The following is an 18,973-nucleotide window of genomic DNA, read 5'->3' as shown; positions in this document are numbered from 1 at the left end:
TTACCTGCGATAGGAGCGCGTCAGTCAACTTATCATCGACTGACCCACCGCTATCGCGGGCAACCCCGCTCCCACACTGGGCGGTTACAGGTGGGATTCGGCGTATTCAGCCAGAATCGAGCGAGGGACGCCCTGCAAGGCGATGTGCACGCCGTTCGGGAAATCCTTGAAGCGTTCCGTCAGGTAGGTCAGCCCGGAGCTGGTCGCGGACAGGTAAGGGGTGTCGATCTGCGCCAGGTTGCCCAGGCACACCACTTTGGAACCGGCGCCGGCACGGGTGATGATGGTTTTCATCTGGTGCGGGGTGAGGTTCTGGCATTCATCGATCAAAATCAGGCTCTGCTGGAAGCTGCGACCTCGAATGTAGTTGAGGGATTTGAACTGCAACGGCACTTTGCTGAGGATGTAGTCGACGCTGCCATGGGTGTTTTCGTCATCCATGTGCAAGGCTTCGAGGTTGTCGGTGATCGCTCCCAGCCACGGTTCCATTTTTTCCGCTTCGGTGCCGGGCAAAAAGCCGATCTCCTGGTCCAGGCCCTGCACGCTGCGGGTGGCGATGATGCGGCGATAACGCTTGGTGACCATGGTCTGCTCGATGGCCGCCGCCAGGGCGAGGATGGTCTTGCCCGAACCCGCCGCGCCGGTCAGGTTGACCAGGTGGATGTCCGGGTCGAGCAACGCGTACAGCGCCAGGCTCTGGTAGATATCACGCGGTTTCAGGCCCCAGGCTTCCTGGTGCAACAGGGGTTCCTGATGCAGGTCGAGGATCAGCAGCTTGTCGACCTGGATCTCTTTGATCCAGCCTACAAAACCCTGTTCGTCGATGATGAATTCATTGATATGCACCGCCGGCAAGTTGTCGGTCAGCTGTACCTGATGCCAGGTGCGGCCATGGTCCTGGCGGGTCTCGACCTTGCTGACGCGGTCCCAGAACGAGCCGGTCATGGTGTGATAACCACGGGACAGCATCGATACGTCGTCGACCAGTTGGTCGGTACTGTAGTCCTCGGCGGCGATCCCACACGCTCGTGCCTTGAGGCGCATATTGATGTCTTTGGTCACCAGCACTAGGCGCAGGTCCTTGTCACGTGCGTGCAGGTCGATCAGTTGGTTGATGATCTTGTTGTCGTTGAGGTTTTCCGGCAGCAGGCTGTTGGGTTCGCTGCGCTTGCTCATCAGGATCGACAGCAAGCCCTTGGGCCCGCTCTTGCCACGCTGGATCGGTACGCCGACTTCCACATCCTCGGGCGAGGCTTCGCCCAGGGTCTTGTCGATCAGGCGGATCGCCTGGCGACATTCGGCGGCAACGCTGTGGTGCCCGCTTTTGAGTTTGTCGAGTTCCTCGAGCACGATCATTGGGATGGCGACGTGGTGTTCTTCGAAATTGAGCAACGCGTTTGGATCGTGGATCAATACATTGGTATCAAGCACATAAAGGATTGGCTGGTCGGAAGAAGGGTTACGTCCATGATCATCCATACTCGGTCACCTTTGTGGGAGCCAGTCGACGCAATACCACAACAGTGCTGCGCCTCGATTCGACCGCCGAACACACCGCAAAGGGAGTCTGGGAAGACGCCACCTGTGGTGCAGGTTTCGGCGATCTGCCTTCGTAATACCGCAAAACCCATGACAGGAAAAAGCACTTTGACGCTTTTTTGAAGTTTATTTTTCAGGATGACGAATAGCACTGGCGGGCCGCCACACACACCGCTAAAGTCGGAAGTCCGCCTGCATCGAAATGTCGCAGCAAATCACCCCGAAACGCCATCATCCCCAACAGGGCCGGGCCTTTGCGTTTTTCAGCGAAACGCCTCCCGACAGTCCTGCCAGCCCAGCCCACTTTGCGCCGTTGCCTGGAGCAACAGCGGCAATGCGACCCGCGCCTTGTCCTGGGTGTCGTGGAACACAATCACCCCTTTGCGCCACAACAGCATCAGCGTCAGCACCCGCTGGGCCGACTCGTCGGCCTTGAGCTGGCCGGGCTCGTCCTGGGAGTCGATATCCCATAGCGCCACTTGCAGGCCCTGGCCCTGGAAGAAGCCCTGGCTGTCAGCCCGCCGCTGGCCGTAGGGCGGGCGAAACAGCGGCACGTAGTTTTCCGGCAACAGGTTCTGGGTCAGTGATGCCGTGCGGGTGATCGAACTTTGCCAGTCGACCCAATGGCTATGGGAGCGGTACTGCCAGCCCTGGATGCCCACGCACTGGCCCTGGTACAACGCCTGCATATCGGCGGGCGAGGTCTTTTCCAGGCGGGTTTGCAGGCTATTGCCGAGGGCAAAAAAGGTCGCGGTCATTTTTTGCTTGCGCAGGTAGTCGGCCAGCCAGTCGGTATTACCGCTGATCGGTGACGGGCCGTCATCGAAGGTCAGTAAAAACAGGCGGTCATTGAGTTCATCACCGTTGCGCTCGAAATCGCCAAAACGTGCGACTTCGCTGCTGATCTGTGGAAACAGGGCCGCCTTGCGCAACAGCTCGTCCAGGTAGCGCTGGTGAAACGCGCGGCTGGGGCCGGCCCAGCCTATATAGAAGGACTGCTCGCCCACCGCGAACTTGCCGGCCTGCTCGCGCAGGTCGTCCATGTTGTCCACCAGGTAGCAGAACGAGGCGTCCTGCTCGCAGCTTTGCTGGGCAAATCCGTAGTTTTCCAGCAACCGTTGCCAGAGGTGGCGACGCAGGTCGTCGATGGCCCCCTGATTGATGATCTTCAGCCCCAGGCGCTGCTTGAGGGCCGGCTCATCCAGGGCCTCGCTGGCCAGCAGCGCGTTGGCGAACATGAGGATTTCAGCGCGTGACGCCACATCGAACAGCGCCGGGCTGCTGAGTTTTTCCGGCCAGGTGCCGCGGTCCAGGCTCGCGACAGCCACACTGGCCGCCTGGGCACCCAGGCAGGTCAGCCAGGCGCACAACAAAAGCGCAATTCGCACAACGGGTCTCCCCCTCCAGAGTCGTCGGCCACTATAGCCGATCGCAATCCTCCCACAGGGATAACCGTATGGCAGCTATTGCCGTGATAGGTGGAGTCGAAGGCCCCAACCCCCTAGAATCCCCCGACGATTACAGGAGACGACTTCATGCTGATGGTGATTTCCCCAGCCAAAACCCTCGATTTCGAGAGCCCGCCTGCGACCCAGCGCTTTACCCAGCCGCAATACCTGGACCACTCCCAAGCGTTGATCGAGCAGTTGCGCGAGCTGAGCCCGGCGCAGATCAGTGAACTGATGCATGTTTCCGACAAGATCGGCGGCCTCAACGCCGCGCGTTTCGGCAGTTGGACCCCCGCCTTCACCCCGGCCAATGCCAAGCAGGCGCTGCTGGCCTTCAAGGGCGACGTCTATACCGGCCTCAACGCCCAGACCTTCAACGACGCCGACTTCGCCTACGCCCAGGATCACCTGCGCATGCTCTCGGGCCTGTACGGCCTGCTGCGCCCGCTGGACCTGATGATGCCGTACCGCCTGGAGATGGGCACCAAGCTGGCCAATGCCCGTGGCAAGGACCTGTACGCCTTCTGGGGCACACGCATCAGCGAATGGCTCAACGAAGCCCTGGCCGAGCAAGGCGATGACGTGCTGTTGAACCTGGCCTCCAACGAATATTTCTCGGCGGTCAAGCGCCCGGCCCTCAACGCGCGGATCATCAACACCGAGTTCAAGGACCTGAAGAACGGCCAGTACAAGATCATCAGCTTCTACGCCAAGAAAGCCCGGGGCATGATGAGCCGCTTCGTCATCGAAGAACGCATCAACGACCCGGCGCAGCTCAAGCAGTTCGACGTACAGGGCTATCGCTTCAGTGCCGAACAGTCCAAGCCGGACAACCTGGTGTTTTTGCGCGACCACGCACCGCAATAGGTCACCAATACAGCGCAAATCCAATGTGGGAGCTGGCTTGCCTGCTCCCACATTTTTATCTGCATTTCCCCAATGAAATCGTCATTAATTTGACGTCAAAAATATTTCTTCAGAATTCCTAACGTTTCTTTCACTCGACATTCGTCAGTTTTTTTCGTAGTGGCACCACTTTTTTAAAACAGTAGTGGCATAAAACTATATCCCCACGCCAACTCCCTATAACCACTAGCCCAATCCGCAAGTGCTATCAATATAGTACCAGTGCCATCTTTCCTAATATTTCAAGAAATTTCGAGAAACAGGATGAGCGGCCCGGAACTATGTCTTCCAGGGCCGCTCATACCACCGGTAACGATTATCTCTGTTCTTGTGCGATATGACTTACACAGCGACCAAAAGAAGTAGTGAAGTTGTCACATACAACTATGACTCTTCGGTCTAATTACCAACTGTTTAGTTGAGGGCGGGCGATAAGGTTGCATGACCATCCCCTACAAGGCCAAGGCTAAGCCTACCCGAATGGGTCAGTGAGACAACCCAAGGCATTGATAGATAAGGGCTTCACGTCCATATCAAGGCATTGCGGCACTGACGCCAGACCCTTCTCACCGAAGGCTGGCTGCATTTCAGGGCAAGCCCCAACAACAAGGCCAAGTTGCGCACAACTTGAGTGCATTAGTTAGTCACTCGACTTTTAACATGCCTGTACATGGCAATGCAGTGTCTATTCACGGCATTACCTAGTGCATGAGTGACGCTTGAAAACATGAACTCCGGCCATCTAATGGCGTGATTAAGATAGAGGTAAATGCGATGCGCATCAGCATATTTGGTTTGGGTTACGTGGGTGCAGTATGTGCCGGTTGCCTGTCTGCACGGGGCCACGAAGTGGTCGGCGTGGATATTTCCAAGGATAAGATCGACCTGATCAACGCGGGCAAATCCCCCATCGTTGAACCCGGCCTGGGCGAACTGTTGAGCCAGGGCATTGCCACCGGCCGGTTGCGCGGTACCACCAACTTCGCCGACGCCATCCGCGATACCGACCTGTCGATGATCTGTGTGGGCACGCCGAGCAAGAAAAACGGCGACCTGGAACTCAACTACATCGAAGCGGTATGCCGCGAGATTGGTTTTGTCCTGCGTGACAAGACCACCCGCCACACCATCGTGGTGCGCAGCACCGTGTTGCCCGGCACCGTGGCCAACGTAGTGATCCCGATCCTCGAAGACTGCTCGGGCAAAAAAGCCGGGGTCGACTTCGGTGTCGCGGTCAACCCGGAGTTCCTGCGCGAATCCACCGCCATCGCCGACTACGACCAGCCACCGATGACCGTGATCGGCGAACTGGACAAAGCCTCGGGCGACGTCCTGCAGTCGCTGTACGAAGAACTCGACGCACCGATCATCCGCAAGGACATCGCCGTTGCCGAGATGATCAAGTACACCTGCAACGTGTGGCACGCCACCAAGGTCACCTTCGCCAACGAGATCGGCAACATCGCCAAGGCGGTCGGCGTGGATGGTCGCGAAGTGATGGAAGTGGTCTGCCAGGACAAGACCCTCAACCTGTCCCAGTACTACATGCGCCCAGGCTTTGCGTTCGGCGGCTCGTGCCTGCCAAAAGACGTGCGCGCCCTGACCTACCGCGCCAGCACCCTGGACGTGGAGGCGCCGCTGCTCAACTCGCTGATGCGCAGCAACGAATCCCAGGTGCAGAACGCCTTCGACATCGTCTCCAGCCACGACAAGCGCAAAGTCGCCCTGCTGGGCCTGAGCTTCAAGGCCGGCACCGATGACCTGCGCGAAAGCCCACTGGTGGAACTGGCGGAAATGCTGATCGGCAAGGGCTTTGACCTGAGCATCTACGACAGCAACGTCGAATACGCCCGTGTGCATGGGGCCAACAAGGACTACATCGAAGGCAAGATCCCCCACGTGTCGTCCCTGCTCAACTCGGACTTCGACGATGTGATCAACAGCAGCGACGTGATCATCCTCGGCAACCGCGACGAGAAATTCCGCGCCCTGGCCCAACAAGCCCCGCACGGTAAGCAAGTGATCGACCTGGTGGGCTTCATGTCCCAGGCCACCAGCGTCAATGGGCGTACCGAAGGCATTTGCTGGTAAGCGCGCTGATCGCCGGCAAGCCGGCTCCTACAGGTCGCGCATGTCATGTAGGAGCCGGCTCGCCGGCGATGGCGCCCCACTGCAAGCCTGCCACAACCCCATCGGGCCACCCCACAGGCTCGCCCGAGACTCCAGACGGATGCAGATTATGCACAGGCTAAAGCACGGCCTCCTTCAGGCCGCCGGTTGGCTGTTGTTTTTAAGCGTGTTGATGTGCCTGGCCCTGGCGTTGCCGGCGAGCACATTCGACTCGCAGTCGAAGAATTTCATTTTCCTGATTGGCGCCGTTGGCATCTGGCGCTACTCCATGGGCGCGACGCACTTTGTGCGCGGCATGCTGTTCCTGTACGTGGTCTACCCGCACCTGCGGCGCAAAGTGCGCAAGCTGGGCAAGGCGGCGGACCCCTCCCACGTGTTCCTGATGGTCACCAGCTTTCGCATCGACGCATTGACCACGGCCCAGGTCTACAGTTCGGTGATTCGCGAGGCCATCGAGTGCGGCTTCCCCACCACCGTGGTCTGCTCGCTGGTGGAAATGTCCGATGAGCTGCTGGTCAAGAGCCTCTGGGAAAAGATGAACCCACCGGCTCACGTCAAGCTCGACTTCGTGCGCATCGCCGGCACCGGCAAGCGCGATGGCCTGGCCTTTGGTTTCCGCGCCATCTCCCGCCACCTGCCGGACAACCGCGCCGTGGTGGCGGTGATCGATGGCGACACCGTGCTCGCCGAAGGCGTGGTACGCAAGACCGTGCCGTGGTTCCAGCTGTTCGGCAATGTCGGCGGCCTGACCACCAACGAGTTCTGCGAAGTGCGCGGCGGCTACATCATGAGCGAGTGGCACAAACTGCGCTTCGCCCAGCGCCACATCAACATGTGTTCCATGGCCCTGTCCAAGCGCGTGCTGACCATGACCGGACGCATGTCGGTGTTCCGTGCCAGCGTGGTCACCGACCCCGGCTTTATCGCCGACGTGGAAAGCGACTCGCTGCAACACTGGCGCCTGGGCCGCTTCAAGTTCCTCACCGGCGATGACAAGTCCAGCTGGTTCAGCCTGATGCGCCTGGGCTACGACACTTTCTACGTGCCCGACGCAGCGATCAACACCGTCGAGCATCCACCGGAAAAAAGCTTTATCAAGGCCAGCCGCAAGCTGATGTTCCGCTGGTACGGCAACAACCTGCGCCAGAACTCCCGGGCCCTGGGCCTGGGTATGGGCCGACTGGGCCTGTTCACCAGCGTGGTGCTGTTCGACCAGCGCGTGTCGATGTGGACCTCCCTGCTCGGCCTGACCGTGGCGATCATCGCCACCTTCAAGTACGGCGGTGCGTTCATCCTCGCTTACCTTTTGTGGATTGGTATCACGCGCCTGATCCTGACCCTGTTGCTGTCGTGCTCGGGCCACAAGATCGGCCCCGCCTACCCGGTGATTCTCTATTACAACCAGATCATGGGCGCGCTGGTGAAGATCTACGTGTTCTTCCGCCTCGATCAACAATCCTGGACCCGCCAGGACACCAAACTGACCCGTGATTTGGAAAGCGCACAGCGTTGGTTCAACACCTGGTCGTCTCGGACCATGACCTTCTCCGCCGGCAGCATTTTCGTCGCCGTGTTGCTGATGATGGTCTGACCCTGCCAAGCCTGAATTAACTTAAGGAAATGCCCTGATGAACAGTCAAGTAAACGCCAATGTTGTCCACGAATCCGAAGCCCAGCGCCAACACGCCCGGGTCAAAATCCCGGCCAAGCTGCGCTTCTTCGGCGCCGACCGCACCCCCATGGAAGTACGGGTCATCGACCTGTCCGCCGGCGGCCTGGCCTTCAATGCCGCCCAGCAACCGCTGAAGGTTGGCGATGTGCATAAGGCGCGCCTGCAATTTGTCATCGACAACCTCGGCCTGGCGATGGACGTGGAGCTGTTGATCCGCTCCCACGACCGCCAGACCGGCCGCACCGGCTGCCAGTTCCAGAACCTGGATGCCCAGGATATTTCCACCCTGCGCCACCTGATCACTTCGCACCTGTCCGGCGATATCGTGACCATGGGCGATGTACTGGCAACCCTGCAGCGCGACAACTTCACCAAGGCACGCAAGGTCAAGGACAGCGGCAGCGGCATGACCGCCTTTGGCCGCCTGCGCGCCGTGACCTTCAGCCTGGCGATCTTCCTGGTGGGCCTGGCGGCGTTCGGTTTTGTGTTCAAGTCGGTGTATGGCATGTACTTCGTCAGCCACGCCCAGGCCGGCCTGGTCAGCGTGCCGGGGATGAACGTCACGATGCCCCGCGACGGCACCGTGCAAAGCCTGATCAAGGACAACGGGGTTGCCGCCAAAGGCGCGCCATTGGCGACCTTCAGCACCAGCATGCTGGATGTGCTCAAGGGCCACCTGGACGAAGACCAGCTGCAACCGGCCAAGGTCGAAGAGCTGTTCGGCAAGCAAATGACCGGCACCCTGACCTCGCCCTGCGATTGCATCGTCGCCCAGCAACTGGTGGCCGACGGTCAATACGCGAGCAAGGGTGATGTGATCTTCCAACTGGTGCCGCGCGGCAGCCAGGCGAATGTCGAGGCGCGTTTCTCCTATCGCCAGTTCGGTGATGTGCGCCCAGGCACCCCGGTGAGCTTCCAGGTCGCCGATGAGGAACAGACCCGCACCGGCACCATCGTCAGCAGCACCAGCCTCAACAGCACCGACCTGTCCTCGGATATCCGCGTGCAGATCAAGCCCGATGCCCCGCTGGACAGCGCCTATGCCGGCCGCCCGGTAGAAGTGACGAGCGACCGTGGCCCGTCCCTGAACTGGCTGATTGATAAAGCCATGGCTGCTGGTTTGTAAGCGAGGATTTGCCTGTGAACCCTATTTCAAGAACAACACAACCCTTGTGGGAGCCCACTTCTGTGGGAGCCGGGCTTGCCCGCGATAGCATCGACTCGGTGCAGCAGGCGAACCGAGTCGCGCGCATCGCAGGCAAGCCAGCTCCTACAAAAGCTCGCTCCCCCATGCGACCTGTGGCGCTGCTGGCATTGGCCGTCACACTGGCCGGTTGCGCCGGCCTGCCCGACCAGCGCCTGGCCAATGAAGCCCTCAAGCGTGGCGACACCGCCACCGCCGCACAGAATTACCAGCAACTGGCAGAACTGGGCTACAGCGAAGCCCAGGTCGGCCTGGCCGATATCCAGGTCGGCAGCGGCGACCCGGCGCAGATCAAGCAAGCCGAAGCCACCTACCGCGCGGCCGCCGATATCTCGCCCCGCGCCCAGGCCCGTCTCGGCCGCCTGCTGGTGGCCAAGCCCGGCGCCACCGAAGCCGAGCACCGTGAAGCCGAAGGCCTGTTGAAAAAAGCCTTTGCCAATGGCGAAGGCAACACCCTGATCCCCCTGGCCATGCTGTACCTGCAATACCCCCACGATTTCCCCAGCATCAACGCGCAGCAGCAGATCGATACCTGGCGCACCGCCGGCTATCCGGAAGCCGGCCTGGCGCAGGTGCTGCTGTACCGCACCCAGGGCACCTACGACCAGCACCTGGATGACATCGAAAAAATCTGCAAGGCCGCGCTCAGCAGCACCGATATCTGCTACGTCGAACTGGCCACCGTCTACCAGAAGCGCGAGCAGCCGCAGCCACAGGCCGAACTGCTCAAGCAGATGCAGACCGACTACAGCCGTGGCACCGTCAGCGCCCAGCGGGTCGACAGTGTGGCCCGTGTGCTGGGTGATGCGTCACTCGGCAAGACGGACGAAAAGACCGCCCAGGCCCTGCTGGAAAAAATCGCCCCCGGCTACCCGGCGTCCTGGGTCAGCCTCGCGCAGTTGCTCTACGACTTCCCGGAACTGGGCGACGTCGAGCAAATGATGAAGTACCTCGACAACGGCCGCGCCGCCGACCAGCCCCGCGCCGAACTGCTGCTGGGCAAGCTCTACTACGAAGGCAAGTGGGTGCCGGCCGATGCCAAGGCCGCGCAAGCGCACTTTCAGAAAGCCCAGGGCCGGGAAGTCGCCGCCGATTACTACCTCGGCCAGATCTACCGCCGTGGCTACCTGGGCCAGGTCTACCCGCAAAAAGCCCTGGACCATTTGCTGACCGCCGCGCGCAACGGCCAGAACAGCGCCGACTTTGCTATCGCCCAACTGTTTTCCCAAGGCAAGGGCACCCAGCCCGACCCGCTCAACGCCTATGTGTTCAGCCAACTGGCCAAAGCCCAAAACACGCCGCAAGCCAATGAACTGGCCGCGCAACTCGAACAACAACTGCCGCCTGCCCAGCGCGCCGAGGGCCAGCGCCTGCTGCAACAAGAGCTGGCCGCCCGTGGCGCCTTGAGCCAAAGCGCGCTGCAACTGCACGCCCTGCAAGAAGAAGACGGCGAGGAAACCCTATGAAACTCAATCCATTCGTCAAGGCCGGTATTGGCCTGACCTTCGCCCTGCTGTGGTCGTGCCCGACCCTGGCCGCGCTGACCGAAGACAAGAACTTCGGCCTGGAAGTGAAAGTCACCGGCCAGTCCGAAGATGACCGCGACCTCGGCACCCAGCGCGGCGGCGACGTCAACGGCATCGGTCTGGATGTGCGCCCGTGGATCTATGGTGAGCGCGGCGCGTGGAGCGCCTACGCCATGGGCCAGGCGGTGGCGTCCAGCGACATCATCGAGACCGACACCCTGCAACAGTCCGATGACGACACCACCGAGCAATCGAGCAACAACGACCGCAAGACCAAGAAGAACTACCTGGCCCTGCGCGAGTTCTGGGTCGGCTACAGCGGCTTCACCCCCTACCCTGGCGAGATCCTCAAGCTGGGCCGCCAACGCCTGCGCAATGACGACGGGCAATGGCGCGACACCAATATCGAAGCGCTGAACTGGACCTTCGACACCACCCTGCTCAAGGCCAATGTCGGCGCCGCCGAGCGCTTCAGCGAGTACCGCACCGACCTCAAGGAACTGTCCCCCGAAGACAAGGACCGCCAGCACTTCTACGCCGACGCGGCCTACCAGTGGACCCCGGGCCACTGGGTTGGCGTGCGCGGCCATCACAGCCATGACGACGGCAAGCTCGACTACCCGCAACCGGGCGTGGCCGCCGACTCATTGGACAAGCGCCAGAACGGCGACCTGACCTGGCTCGGCCTGGAGGCCAACAGCGACGCCTATAACTGGCGCAACACCAACAGCGTCAACTACTGGGCCAGCGTCACCGGCATGCAGGGCGAGCGCAGCAACGTCAACGCCCTGAACGCCGACGGCAGCCGCCCGGCCAACGCCAAGCGCAATACTGATGTGGATGGCTGGGCCACCGACCTCGGTGTGCGCCTGCGCCTCGACCCGCAGTGGCAAGTGGGTGCGGCCTATGCCCGCGCCAGCGCCGACTACGAACAGAACGGCCTGCAAAGCAACCGCTCGAACTTCACCGGCACGCAATCGCGGGTGCATCGTTTTGGCGAGGCGTTTCGCGGCGAGATGAACAACATGCAGTCCATGAGCCTGTTCGGTTCCTGGCAGTTGCGCGACGACTACGACGCCAGCCTGGTCTACCACAAGTTCTGGCGTGTCGACGGTAACAAGCCGGTGGGCAGCAATGGCATCGACGCGGTGCAGAACAACTACGACGACGTCACCGGCGCCGTGCTGTCCAGCGCCTCCCTGCCTTTGGAAGACGGCAAGAAAGACCTCGGCCAGGAGATGGACCTGGTGGTCACCAAGTACTTCAAGAAGGGCCTGCTGCCCGCCGCCCTCAGCCAGTCGATCGACGAACCGTCGGCCCTGGTGCGCTTTCGTGGCGGCGTGTTCAAACCGGGCGACGCCTATGGCAAGCAAGTCGACTCGTACATGCACCGCGCCTTTGTCGATGTGATCTGGCGTTTCTGATGGGAGCCTGCGCAATGAATCCTCACGCCCTCAAAGGCTCGGCCCTGCTCGCTGCGGCAATGCTGCTGGCGTGCGCCCCGGCCTTTGCCAATGTCGAGCCGCAGGTCAAGGCGCCCACCATCGCCAAGGAACTGCAACAGGCCAAGACCTACACCATCACCAGCCCGCCCACCGCGCCGCTGGAGCTGGCCAAGCCGACGCTGCCGGACCTCTCGGGCTACACCGCACAAGCCGTGGCGAAGAAAATCGTGCGCAGCAAGGCCGGCAAGGTCAGCGTGCGCCGGATGATGCAGGAAAACGCCCTCAAGGACTTTATCGGCGGCGACAACAAGATGGCCGAATGGGTGGTGCGCCAGCACGGCATTCCCCAGGCGATCTTTATCGACGACGGCTACATGAACCTCAAGGACCTGCTCCAGAAAGTGCCCAAGCAATACCTGAGCGAAACCTCGCCCGGCGTGTTCCTGGCCAAGCTACCGATTGTGGTCGGCGAAAAAGGCATCCTCGAAATCGATCAACAGACCCAGGAACTGCGCCTGTCCCAGGAGGCCGGCGCGTTCCTGGTCAACGACGGCCAGCTGTTTGTGCGCGACACCAAGATCACCGGCTGGCGCGAGAAAACCAACGGCCCGGCGACCTTCCGCTCGCCCAAGGAATTCCGCCCGTTCCTGCTGGCCTGGGGCGGCACCCAGACCTACATCGTCAACAGCAAGATGGCCAGCTTCGGCTATGCCAACAGCAAGTCCTATGGCGTGAGTATTTCCCAGTACACGCCGAACATGGCCAAGGTCCTCAAGCGCCCGGAGCCCACCGGCTGGATCGTCGATTCCGAGTTCTCGGACATGTGGTACGGCTTCTACTGCTACGAAACCACCGGCTTTGTGATCAAGGGCAGCACCTACAAAGACAACATCGTCTACGGCATCGACCCCCACGACCGTTCCCACGGCCTGATCATTGCCGACAACACTGTGTACGGCACCAAGAAGAAGCACGGCATCATTATTTCCCGTGAGGTCAACGATAGCTTCATCTTCAACAACCGCAGCTACGACAACAAGCTTTCGGGCCTGGTGATCGACCGTAACAGCGTGAACAACCTGATCGCCGACAACGAGATCTACCGCAACCACACCGACGGCATCACCCTCTATGAGAGCGGCGACAACCTGCTGTGGGGCAACAAGGTGATCAGCAACCGCCGCCACGGTATTCGTATCCGTAACAGCGTGAACATCCGCCTGTACGAGAACCTCGCCATGGCCAACGGCCTGACCGGCGTCTACGGCCATATCAAAGACCTGACCGACACCGACCGCGACATCGAGCTCGATCCGTTCGACACCAAGGTCTCGCTGATCGTGGTCGGCGGCGAGCTGGCGGCCAATGGCAGCGGGCCGCTGTCCATCGACTCGCCGCTGAGCATCGAGCTGTACCGCGTGTCGATGCTCGCGCCGACCAAATCCAGTGGCATCAGCTTCTCCGGCGTTCTGGGCGAGCGCCAGGAAGAGATTCTCGACTTGCTGGTACGCCAGAAAAAAGCCGTGCTGATCGACCCTGTCGAACGCCAGACCCCATTGCAGGACTGAGGATGACCTTTATGCACCCACACATGATCAAGCTGCTCAGCCTCTCGGGTTTGACCCTCGGCATCCTGGCCGCCAGCAGCGGCGTGCGCGCCGATGAAGCCAAGGCGCCGAGCTTTACCGCCGAGCCGTGCTGCAACCTGTGCCCCGAGGCTCATGACGCAAAGAACTACACCACCCGCTACCAGCAGAATTTCACCACCCTGGTACAGGCCCAGGGCGACTGGCTGTTCCGTACCCAGGAAGACCTGCGCACCGAATTCGACACCACCCCGGCCGGCTACAAACGCATGCAGCAACTGCACGACGCGTTCAAGAGCAAGGGCGTGGAACTGGTGGTGGTCTACCAGCCGACCCGTGGCCTGGTGAACCGCAACAAGCTCAACCCGGCAGAGAAAGCGCGCTTTGACTTCGACAAAGCCCTGGGCAACTACAAGAGCATGCTCGGGCGTTTTGCCAAGATGGGCTATGTGGTGCCGGACCTGTCGCCGCTGACCAACGAGCAATTGCCGGACGAACTGCCGGCCCACGATTTCTACTTCCGTGGCGACCAGCACTGGACCCCCTATGGCGCCCAGCGCACTGCGAAAATCGTCGGCGCCAAAGTGCGCGCCATGCCCGAATTCGCCGGGATCCCCCAGCGCGAATTCGAGACCAAGAAATCCGGGCGCATGGGCAAGACCGGCACCCTGCACAACATGGCCGGGCAACTGTGCGGCACCAGCTACGCGATCCAGTACATGGACCAGTTCAGCACCGAGCCCAAGGGCGAAGCGGCGGACGGCGACCTGTTCGGCGACTCCGGCAACCCGCAGATCACCCTGGTGGGCACCAGCCACAGCGGCAAGAACTACAACTTCGCAGGTTTCCTGGAACAGGAAATCGGTGCCGACATCCTTAACGTCGCCTTCCCCGGCGGCGGCCTGGAAGGCTCGATGATCCAATACCTGGGCAGCGAAGAGTTCCAGAAAAGCCCACCGAAGATTCTGATCTGGGAATTCTCGCCGCTGTATCGCCTGGACCAGGAAACCATCTACCGCCAGATGATGGCCCTGCTCGACAACGGCTGCGAAGGCAAGCCGGCGCAGATGAGCGCCAGCACCACCCTCAAGCCGGGCAAGAACGAGTTGATGGTCAACAGCAAGAACATGGACCTGCGCAACAGCCGTCACCAGGTCGACATTCGCTTCGCCGATCCCTCGGTGAAAACCCTGCAAGCCACCCTCTGGTACATGAACGGGCGCCACGAGGACATCAAGATCGACAAACCCGAGACATCCGAGACAGACGGGCGTTTCGCCTTTGAACTGCGCACCGATGAAGACTGGGCCTCGCAGAACCTGCTGGCCGTGGAAGTGCAGGGCCCCGAAGCGGGTGCTGCGGCGCAGAAAGTCGAAGCGAAAATTTGCACACGCAACGTATTCCCAGCGGGTGGTCAACAGACTGCCTCTGCCGGGCAATGAGGTTACCTATGCAGAATTTATTGATTCCAACGTTGCTCGGCCTGGCGATGTTTGCCGGCCACGTCAACGCCGCCGCACCGCTGCGTCCGCCCCAGGGCTACTTCGCGCCGATTGAAGCGTTCAAGACCGGCGACTTCAAGAACGACTGCGACGCCATGCCCACGCCCTACACCGGCTCGCTGCAGTTTCGCAGCAAATACGAAGGCTCCGACAAAGCCCGCTCGACCCTGAATGTGCAGTCGGAAAAAGCCTTTCGCGACAGCACCGCCGATATCACCAAGCTGGAAAAAGACACCAGCAAGCGGGTGATGCAGTTCATGCGCGACGGTCGCCCGGAGCAATTGCAATGCACGTTGAACTGGCTGGTGAGCTGGGCCAAGGCCGATGCGTTGATGTCCAAGGACTTCAACCACACCGGCAAGTCGATGCGCAAATGGGCGCTGGGCAGCATGGCGTCGGCCTATGTGCGCCTGAAGTTTTCCGAGTCGCAACCGCTGGCCAAGTACCCGCAGCAATCGCAGTTGATCGAAGCCTGGTTCAACAAACTGGCCGAGCAAGTGGTCAGCGACTGGGACAACCTGCCCCTGGAAAAAACCAACAACCACTCGTACTGGGCCGCCTGGTCGGTGATGGCCACGTCCGTCGCCACCAACCGTCGCGACCTGTTCGATTGGGCAGTGAAGGAATACAAGGTCGGCGCCAACCAGGTTGACGCCCAGGGCTACCTGCCCAATGAACTCAAGCGCCAGCAACGGGCCTTGGCCTACCACAACTATGCGCTGCCGCCACTGGCGATGATCGCCAGTTTCGCCTTGGTCAACGGCGTGGACGTACGCCCGGAAAACAACGGCGCGCTCAAGCGCCTGGGCGACAAGGTGCTGGCCGGGGTCAAGGATCCGCAGCTGTTCGAGCAGAAGAACGGCAAGGAACAGGACATGCAGGATCTGGAGCAGGACTCGAAATTCGCCTGGCTCGAGCCCTTCTGCACCCTCTACACCTGCGCCCCGGAGGTACTGGAGCGCAAGCACGAGATGCAGCCGTTCAAGACCTTCCGCCTGGGTGGCGACCTGACCAAGGTCTACGACCCGGCGCATGAAAAAGGCAGTTGATGGAACGGGTTACACATGTGGGAGCGGGCTTGCCCGCGATAGCGGTCTGACATTCAGCATTGATTTCAACTGACACACCGTTATCGCAGGCAAGCCAGCTCCCACAGAGACCCCGTTTCGTCAGTGCAAATGTAGTACCACCCTCCCCGGTTTTTCGTGGGGGGTTTGGGGGGGCCGTTGGCCCTTGACTGTTGGTTAAACATGGAGAGATCGGGATGGTTTTCTCGTCCAATGTGTTCCTGTTTCTGTTCTTGCCGATCTTTCTCGGCTTGTACTATTTGAGCGGGCAACGCTATCGCAATCTGCTGCTGCTGATTGCCAGCTACGTGTTCTACGCCTGGTGGCGAGTGGACTTCCTGGCGCTGTTCGCCGCCGTGACCCTGTGGAACTACTGGATCGGCCTCAAGGTCGGTGCCGCGGGCGTGCGCACCAAACCGGCCCAGCGCTGGCTGCTGCTCGGCGTGGCGGTCGACCTGTGCATCCTCGGCTACTTCAAGTACGCCAACTTCGGTGTCGACAGCATCAACCTGATGATGAAATCGGCGGGCCTGGAGCCGTTTATCCTGACCCATGTGCTGTTGCCGATCGGGATCTCGTTCTACATCTTCGAGTCCATCAGCTACATCATCGACGTGTACCGCGGCGATACCCCGGCCACCCGCAACCTCATCGACTTTGCGGCGTTCGTGGCGATCTTCCCGCACCTGATTGCCGGCCCCGTGCTGCGTTTTCGCGACCTGGCCGACCAGTTCAACAACCGCACCCACACCCTGGATAAGTTCTCCGAGGGCTGCACGCGGTTCATGCAGGGTTTTATCAAGAAGGTGTTTATCGCCGACACCCTGGCGGTGGTGGCCGATCATTGCTTTGCCCTGCAAAACCCCACCACCGGTGACGCCTGGCTCGGCGCGCTGGCGTATACCGCACAGCTGTATTTCGACTTCTCCGGCTACAGCGACATGGCCATCGGCCTGGGCTTGATGATGGGGTTCCGCTTTATGGAGAACTTCAAGCAGCCGTATATCAGCCAGTCGATCACCGAGTTCTGGCGGCGCTGGCATATCAGCCTGTCCACCTGGCTGCGTGATTACCTGTACATCACCCTGGGCGGCAACCGCAAAGGCACGCTGACCACCTATCGCAACCTGTTCCTGACCATGCTGCTGGGTGGCCTGTGGCACGGCGCGAACATCACCTACATCGTCTGGGGCGCCTGGCACGGCATGTGGCTGGCGATTGAAAAAGCCATCGGCCTCAACACCTCGCCACGCAGTTTCAACCCGGTGCGCTGGGCCTTCACCTTCCTGCTGGTGGTGATGGGCTGGGTGATCTTCCGTGCCGAAAACCTGCACGTCGCCGGGCGCATGTACGGCGCGATGTTCAGCTTTGGCGAGTGGTCGCTGTCGGAACTCAACCGCGCCAACCTGACGGGCCTGCAAGTGGCGACCATGGTGGTGGCCTACGCCACGCTGGCGTTCTTCGGCCTGCGCGACTTCTACAGCAATCGCCCGGCCGACAAGGCCAGGCCGGCTGATCCGAGCCTGATCAAGGCAGTGCCTGGGGATAACCCCGGCAGCATCCAGGAGCCCGGTTTCAGCGTCGGCAGCAACGCCGCCGTGCAACCGGCCTACTGGACCGCCGACTGGCCACGCTACGCCATGCGCGCCCTGATCCTGCTGCTGTTCGTGGCGTCGATTCTCAAACTCTCGGCGCAAAGCTTCTCGCCGTTCCTTTACTTCCAATTCTGAGGGAGCCGACCATGACCCGTTCATTCCGCATCCTCTACGCCGCGCTGTTCATGGCCCTGCTCATGGCCCTGGGCGCGTGGTCGGTGCGCAGTTTCTTCGGTTTCAATACCAACGCCGACGCCACCGTGCTCAACGGGCGCTGGGCCAAGGCGGTCGAAACCCATTACGACGATGAGTTCCCGATCAAGCGCCTGGGCACCAACCTCTGGGCGGCGCTGGACTACAAGCTGTTCAACGAAGGCCGCCCCGGCGTGGTGCTGGGTCGCGATCACTGGCTGTACAGCGACGAAGAGTTCAACCCCGCCGTCAACGAAGAGCAGAACCTGCAAGACAACTACGCCCTGGTCGAAGGCGTGCGCCAGACCCTCAAGGCCAAGGGCGTGCAGTTGGTGATGGCGATTGTCCCGGCCAAGGTGCGCCTGTACCCCGAGCACCTGGGTGAAGTGCAGCCGGCGAGCATTCATGCCGGGCTCTACCAGGACTTCCATGCACGGGTGGCCGCCGACAAGATCCTCGCTCCCGACCTGCTGGGCCCGCTGCAACAGGCCAAGCTCCATGGCCAGCAAGTTTTCCTGCGCACCGACACCCACTGGACCCCGGATGGCGCCGAAGTTGCCGCCAAGCAATTGGCCCGTGTGATCAACGCCAAGACCCTGCTCAGCGGCGAACCCCAGCGTTTTGTCACCGACGCCGAGGGCATCGCCCCCCACAGCGGTGACCTGCGCCTGTTCCTGCCCCTGGACCCGTTGTTCGAAAACCTGATGCCGCCCAAGGAGCCCCTGCAAAAACGCGTGACCCACGCGGTGCAGGCCCAGGCCGCAGGCGACGACGCGCTGTTTGCCGACAGCGAAATGCCGGTGGCCCTGGTGGGCACCAGCTACAGCGCCAACCCCAACTGGAACTTCGTCGGCGCCCTGAAGCAAGCCCTGGGCAGCGAAGTGGTGAACTACTCCGAAGACGGCCACGGCCCGATCCTGCCGATGCTCAGCTACCTGAAAAGCGCTGACTTCAAGAACAGCCCGCCGCAAGTGCTGATCTGGGAGTTTCCTGAACGCTATCTACCGGTGAACAACGAAATCGGCGAGGCCGACCCCAAGTGGGTCGCGCAGCTCAAACACGCCGGTACGCGCCAACAGAACATGGCAAGCAACACCCCTGTTAAAACCGAAAAATCCGAGACGCCCGACCGGGCGCAAAACTGAAAGAGAGGTAACTCAC

The 18,973-nt window shown here is 61.0% G+C and carries 13 protein-coding genes; 11 read left to right on the top strand and 2 right to left on the bottom strand.

Annotated features, from left to right (window positions below):
• Window positions 1–84: 84 nt before the first annotated feature.
• Both AC19YY_RS01285 and AC19YY_RS01280 read right to left on the bottom strand, forming a co-directional pair.
• Window positions 85–1,479, bottom strand: coding sequence for a PhoH family protein (locus tag AC19YY_RS01285; protein WP_169954541.1), 1,395 nt, complete (start codon window positions 1,477–1,479; stop codon window positions 85–87).
• Window positions 1,480–1,802: 323 nt separating this feature from the next.
• Window positions 1,803–2,927, bottom strand: coding sequence for a polysaccharide deacetylase family protein (locus tag AC19YY_RS01280; RefSeq protein ID WP_500603778.1), 1,125 nt, complete (start codon window positions 2,925–2,927; stop codon window positions 1,803–1,805).
• 147 nt (window positions 2,928–3,074) lie between these two features.
• On the opposite strand from AC19YY_RS01280, the gene yaaA reads away from it, so the two are divergent.
• The 11 genes from yaaA (at window position 3,075) to AC19YY_RS01225 (ending at window position 18,957) form a co-directional block, all read left to right on the top strand.
• Window positions 3,075–3,854 carry a peroxide stress protein YaaA gene (gene yaaA / locus AC19YY_RS01275; RefSeq protein ID WP_170056770.1) on the top strand — a complete coding sequence of 260 codons (780 nt, stop codon included), beginning with the start codon at window positions 3,075–3,077 and terminating at the stop codon, window positions 3,852–3,854.
• A gap of 813 nt (window positions 3,855–4,667) precedes the next feature.
• Window positions 4,668–5,984, top strand: a complete 1,317-nt coding sequence (locus AC19YY_RS01270) for a nucleotide sugar dehydrogenase (protein ID WP_172312071.1) — start codon at window positions 4,668–4,670, stop codon at window positions 5,982–5,984.
• 148 nt (window positions 5,985–6,132) lie between these two features.
• The gene (gene alg8, locus AC19YY_RS01265; protein ID WP_463671603.1) at window positions 6,133–7,614 is read left to right on the top strand and encodes a mannuronan synthase; all 1,482 of its coding nucleotides are present in this window, start codon (window positions 6,133–6,135) and stop codon (window positions 7,612–7,614) included.
• A 37-nt stretch (window positions 7,615–7,651) separates the two neighbouring features.
• The gene (locus AC19YY_RS01260; RefSeq protein WP_500603777.1) at window positions 7,652–8,821 is read left to right on the top strand and encodes a PilZ domain-containing protein; all 1,170 of its coding nucleotides are present in this window, start codon (window positions 7,652–7,654) and stop codon (window positions 8,819–8,821) included.
• Between the two features lie 164 nt (window positions 8,822–8,985).
• Window positions 8,986–10,365, top strand: a complete 1,380-nt coding sequence (gene algK, locus AC19YY_RS01255; RefSeq protein WP_170041777.1) for an alginate biosynthesis TPR repeat lipoprotein AlgK — start codon at window positions 8,986–8,988, stop codon at window positions 10,363–10,365.
• A complete protein-coding gene (locus tag AC19YY_RS01250; protein WP_170041776.1) occupies window positions 10,362–11,849 on the top strand; it encodes an alginate export family protein in 1,488 nt (495 codons plus the stop codon). Before algK ends, AC19YY_RS01250 begins: the two co-directional genes overlap by 4 nt.
• Window positions 11,849–13,438 (top strand): mannuronan 5-epimerase AlgG, encoded by a 1,590-nt coding sequence (algG, locus tag AC19YY_RS01245; protein ID WP_169954548.1) that lies wholly within the window; start codon window positions 11,849–11,851, stop codon window positions 13,436–13,438. The genes AC19YY_RS01250 and algG overlap by 1 nt, the downstream gene beginning before the upstream one ends.
• An 11-nt stretch (window positions 13,439–13,449) precedes the next feature.
• Window positions 13,450–14,898, top strand: a complete 1,449-nt coding sequence (locus AC19YY_RS01240; protein WP_169954549.1) for an alginate O-acetyltransferase — start codon at window positions 13,450–13,452, stop codon at window positions 14,896–14,898.
• A gap of 8 nt (window positions 14,899–14,906) precedes the next feature.
• On the top strand, window positions 14,907–16,007 hold the full coding sequence (locus AC19YY_RS01235; protein WP_170041774.1) for a mannuronate-specific alginate lyase: 1,101 nt from the start codon (window positions 14,907–14,909) through the stop codon (window positions 16,005–16,007).
• Between the two features lie 215 nt (window positions 16,008–16,222).
• Window positions 16,223–17,755 (top strand): MBOAT family O-acyltransferase, encoded by a 1,533-nt coding sequence (locus tag AC19YY_RS01230; protein ID WP_170056767.1) that lies wholly within the window; start codon window positions 16,223–16,225, stop codon window positions 17,753–17,755.
• Window positions 17,756–17,766: 11 nt separating this feature from the next.
• Window positions 17,767–18,957, top strand: coding sequence for an alginate O-acetyltransferase (locus tag AC19YY_RS01225; protein ID WP_172312079.1), 1,191 nt, complete (start codon window positions 17,767–17,769; stop codon window positions 18,955–18,957).
• Window positions 18,958–18,973 lie beyond the last annotated feature (16 nt).

The organism is Pseudomonas sp. MF09156, from assembly GCF_059862305.1.
Note: the sequence above shows the minus strand (reverse complement) of the source record. Positions and strands in the feature narration are given on the sequence as shown.